Source organism: Alicyclobacillus acidiphilus NBRC 100859 (assembly GCF_001544355.1).
GTDB classification, from domain to species: domain Bacteria; phylum Bacillota; class Bacilli; order Alicyclobacillales; family Alicyclobacillaceae; genus Alicyclobacillus; species Alicyclobacillus acidiphilus.
In genome coordinates this window covers 1-4,156 of record NZ_BCQI01000115.1, presented here as the reverse complement: position 1 = coordinate 4,156, position 4,156 = coordinate 1, and the positions used below count along the sequence as shown (strand labels likewise).

Sequence of the window (4,156 nt, the reverse complement as noted above, 5' to 3'; positions counted from 1 at the left end):
TAAATGGGGATACTATTACGATGGCTCGACCGATTATATGATCGATCCCTTCTTCGTATCGACGTCCATTACCGACTATCAAAAAGATGTCGGCATCAATACGTTTATCAAACGGCTGCAGGCCTCGAATCCGGATATTTTGGCGATCGCGGTGCTCAACTCGTCGTTCGGTCAAAAAAAGCTCGAAAGCTATTCGTACAAGGGTACAACGTGGGTCGACGTCTCCAATCGGCCAGTGATGTACGGCACGTACGCCTATCGCAACCAATCGCTCGACGTCGCGGCGAAGAACAAGGCCTGCTCGACGAAACATGTCGTGAGTGTCCAAGACGTGATCGATGGCAAGCGGGTATTGAAAACATTTATACCGGACAGTCTGAACGGTTCCAAGTACGTTGTTGAAGTGGTCACTGGCAACCGCGTGATCAACGAGACGTTGCACCATCTGTGGCATAACGCGCTCATTGTTTCGGTATTGCTCATTTTGGTGGTTCTTGGTCTCAGTTTCGCGGGCAGCGAATTTCTCGCTCGTCCCCTTCGCAGGATCACGGCTACGGTGGATCAGATTGGGTCGCGCAACTTCGACGTTCGCGTGAGCGTGCGCCGGTCAGACGAAATTGGCGTTTTGGCCGATCACGTCAACGAGATGTCCGCCAATCTGCTTCGATACCTGCAGCAAGTTTCCGTGGAAGAGCGCGGCAAGGGGGTCAATTTTTTGGTGATGGCTACCCATGCGTTGGTCCATGAACTGGGAAATCCGTTGGTCTCCATCAAATATTTGACGGAATTTTTGCCCCGAGTTCAATCCGATCTCAACGAGAAAGCGCAGGAAATCGTTCATCGCATGAAAAGTTCGTCCGAGTACGCCAATCGGATCGCCAGGGAGTTCAGCGATTTCCTGAAAAACGGTCGGATCGATTTGAGGCGGCGCGACGTGATCGACATCGTTCAGGAAGCCATATCCCTGTGCATGCCCATGGCCCAGTCGAGAGCTGTGACGCTCGACTTCGTGAATCGAACCGGAGAGCGGCGGATTGTCGTCGAGGCGGATCGGGACAAGCTGCTGGCCGCCCTGGTCAACGTCGTCAAAAACGCCATCGATGCGATTGCGGACGACGTCGCGGAGCGGCATGTGTTGATCGATCTGACGAAGCAAGAAGCCGACCTGCAGATTGACGTGATCGACTCGGGGACCGGCATTCCGAAGGAGCAGTGGGAATCCATCTTCATGCCGTACCGATCCACCAAGAAGAATGGCCTTGGGCTGGGGCTTACGTTCACGGGCTTCATCGTGCTTGCGCACGGTGGTGTGGTGGAGGTCGCCGACAGTAGCGATCGCGGAACGACGATGAGGATCCGATTGCACATGCAACAGTAGCTGGACGGTTAGCTGACGGCCGAACGCTGCCGAAACGGGTGCGGGTCGCATCTCGCTTCGATGGATCACTGGGCGTAGATCGTAATGACCCGCTGCGTTTCATGCGTTTGGTCGAATTGCTGCGCTGGGACGTTGAACCAGGCATCCTGTTCGGAGCCCCATGTCGTATCCACAAGTATCCACTTGTGTTGCTGTGGCAAGTAGACCTCGTTCCAGGCGTGGCTGCCGTATGAGGAGGCCGTGCCGGCCAAGCCTTCGTCAATTCGGACGGTCAGTCCGCTCGCGTGGGCGAAGTCGGCGTAGAGAAGCGCGAAATCCGCACACACGCCCTTCTTCGTTTCGAGCGTTTGCAGCGGTGTTTGGGCATCCCATCGACCATGGTCGACATAATCGTCATATTTTTTCCAGTTGTATGTGATGTTGTGAATTTCCCATTCGTAGAGCGCGTACGCTTTGGCTTCTGGCGACGATATGCCCTTGGTAATCTGGTGTGCTTTTTCGGCCACTGGTTTTGGGATGACGAGGACGCCTGTCTCCGATCCGTCGACACTCGTGGGAACGGCGAAGAGCGCGATGTTTTGGGCGATGGGCTGAAGAGCTCCCTGCGCCAAAACAGGCAGTTCCCGAACCACCAGTGGCTGAAGCCAACGCTGGTAGATGTGCGTTCGCAGAATTTGATAGGGCTGCGATTTCGCGGTTGCGTGCTGGAGAAACGGGACTGCCAGATATTCCGTCGCAATAAACGCGATGGCGCCAAGCACCGCCACGCGCAACACGCCGACGAGGGCGCCCATCACGCTGCCCATGAACCGACTGAACACATTGGGAATTGTTGGCATCTTTACCGGAATCATGGCGTACATGGGACGGATGATGCCATACATGATGTTGGACAGAATCAGGTAGATGACGAAGAAGACAATCAGATTCCCGATTCTAGGCGATTTTTGCCAAGCGGAGAGAATTCTTGTCAACCACAACGGGAGCGAGTTCGGCGTAAGATGGTGCACTGTGTCCAGGGCGTGTTGGCTCGCGATCCACGCGATCCAGATCGCGATGCCAATCACTATCATATGGATCAGTTGACTGCTCAAGTGCCGCAGTTCTCTTCCAAATCCACGAGCGAAACCGTAGACAGCCGAACCGATGACAATCGCGGCTGCGAGAATCGTAAACCAGTTGTCCATGCGCGATTCCTTTCATCGAGACTTGTACGTTCGATCCTTAGTTCATCGACCCCATACGCCGATCATTGTACGCCCCGCTGCCCCGTATGGCTATCAAAGGTTCGATGCGCCACTTGATGTTTTGCACCGATTGGCAGCCGAATCGTCACTTTGGTTCCTTCGTGCGGCTTGCTGTCGTAATGAATGTCGCCGCCGTGCCGACGGACGATTTGGTGCGTGACCATGAGGCCCAGACCAGCGCCCTGGTTCTTGTTTGTGAAAAACGGTTCGCCCAAACGTCGGATCGTGTCGTCCGACATCCCTACACCTTGATCAATGATTTCCACAATCGCGTAGCCGTCTGACCGGACCGCGCGCATCAGGACGGTTCCTTCGTTGGACATCGACTCGATGGCGTTGCGAGTCACGTTGATCAAAGCCTGTTTGAGGCCGGACAATTCGCCGTGGATCGTCATCGGGCCCGATGAAATTTCCATCCACAGCTTTACACCATGCATCGCGGCGTAGTTTTGCAGCAGCATGCGGACGTCCTGCAACAGTGTGGTGATTGAAAAATCCACCAGTTGATCTGCGGTCGGATGCGCCAACGTCAACAACTCCCCTGAGATGGCTTCAATTTTGCCTAGCTCTCGGCGAATGATGTGGTAGTACGAGGCGTATCGATCCCCGTCCTGCTCCATCATCAACTTCAAAAAGCCGTGGATGGCGGTCAGGGGGTTGCGGATTTCATGCGCGATGCCTGCGGCGAGCTCGCCGACCGCGGATAGTTTTTCTGTCTTGCGCAAAAGCTCCTCGGCCATCTTTGCCTTGCTCACGTCGCGGACGATTCCATAAAAGCCAACGATTTCGCCGTCGACGATGGTGGGGATCAAGGAGTAACGCACGTCGATCCGCCGTTGTTGCCGATCCGTCAATTGCCCCTCAATCTCCTCAACGGTTCGACCTCGATAAATCGCCTGAAGAATATCGTGCAACTGATCCTGCGCAAACCATTCTTCCAGAAGTTTGCGCTGGAGCAGCTCCGATTCAGACCATCCTGCCAGCTTCAGATAGGCGCTGTTGGCCGAGATCAACTGGCCCGCCCTGTCGAACGCACAGATACCGTTGGGATTGTATCGAACCAGCGACTGGTACTGTTCAGCACTCAGTTTTGATTCATAGGAAGACTGTGCCAGACAAACGCGCGTGCGACTGTTCAAGATCATGCCTTCAAGCACGAGGCAGACAACGGTGGTGCAGGTACATTCGACGATGAGGCCAACGACATCGACCATCGTCAAGCGGCTGACATCGGTCGCAGCGGTTCGGTGGAGCGTGTGCCCTGCGAGATGCGCGACGAGGCATGGTAGATTGGAGACAATCGTACCGACGTTGGCGAAGAGCAGCCTGTTGCGGACTCTCGACAGGAACGCCCTTCTGCCGCTAGGAATGGCGACGATGGCGAGCATAACAAGGGCGACACACGTGGGAAGGCCAGGAGCGTGGCGAGAAGCGATATCCAATAAAAGGAGCGGAATCAGGACCAACGACGCAGGGAGGGTGCCGCCGTAGATCAGCGCCGCTGATAAGGGGATGAGCGTCAAATGTACAA

The 4,156-nt window shown here is 55.2% G+C and carries 3 protein-coding genes; 1 reads left to right on the top strand and 2 read right to left on the bottom strand.

Features of this window, described 5'->3' with window-relative positions:
• Nucleotides 1-1,378, top strand: a 1,378-nt coding sequence (locus AAC01S_RS18110) for a sensor histidine kinase (protein ID WP_157071287.1), incomplete at its 5' end; no start/stop codon positions are given.
• A gap of 65 nt (nt 1,379-1,443) precedes the next feature.
• Here the strand turns inward: AAC01S_RS18110 and AAC01S_RS18105 are convergent.
• Both AAC01S_RS18105 and AAC01S_RS18100 read right to left on the bottom strand, forming a co-directional pair.
• A complete protein-coding gene (locus AAC01S_RS18105; RefSeq protein ID WP_067625810.1) occupies nt 1,444-2,565 on the bottom strand; it encodes a transglutaminase domain-containing protein in 1,122 nt (373 codons plus the stop codon).
• A 62-nt stretch (nt 2,566-2,627) separates the two neighbouring features.
• Nucleotides 2,628-4,156: ATP-binding protein (locus AAC01S_RS18100; RefSeq protein ID WP_157071286.1), on the bottom strand; the 1,529-nt coding region annotated here is incomplete at its 5' end.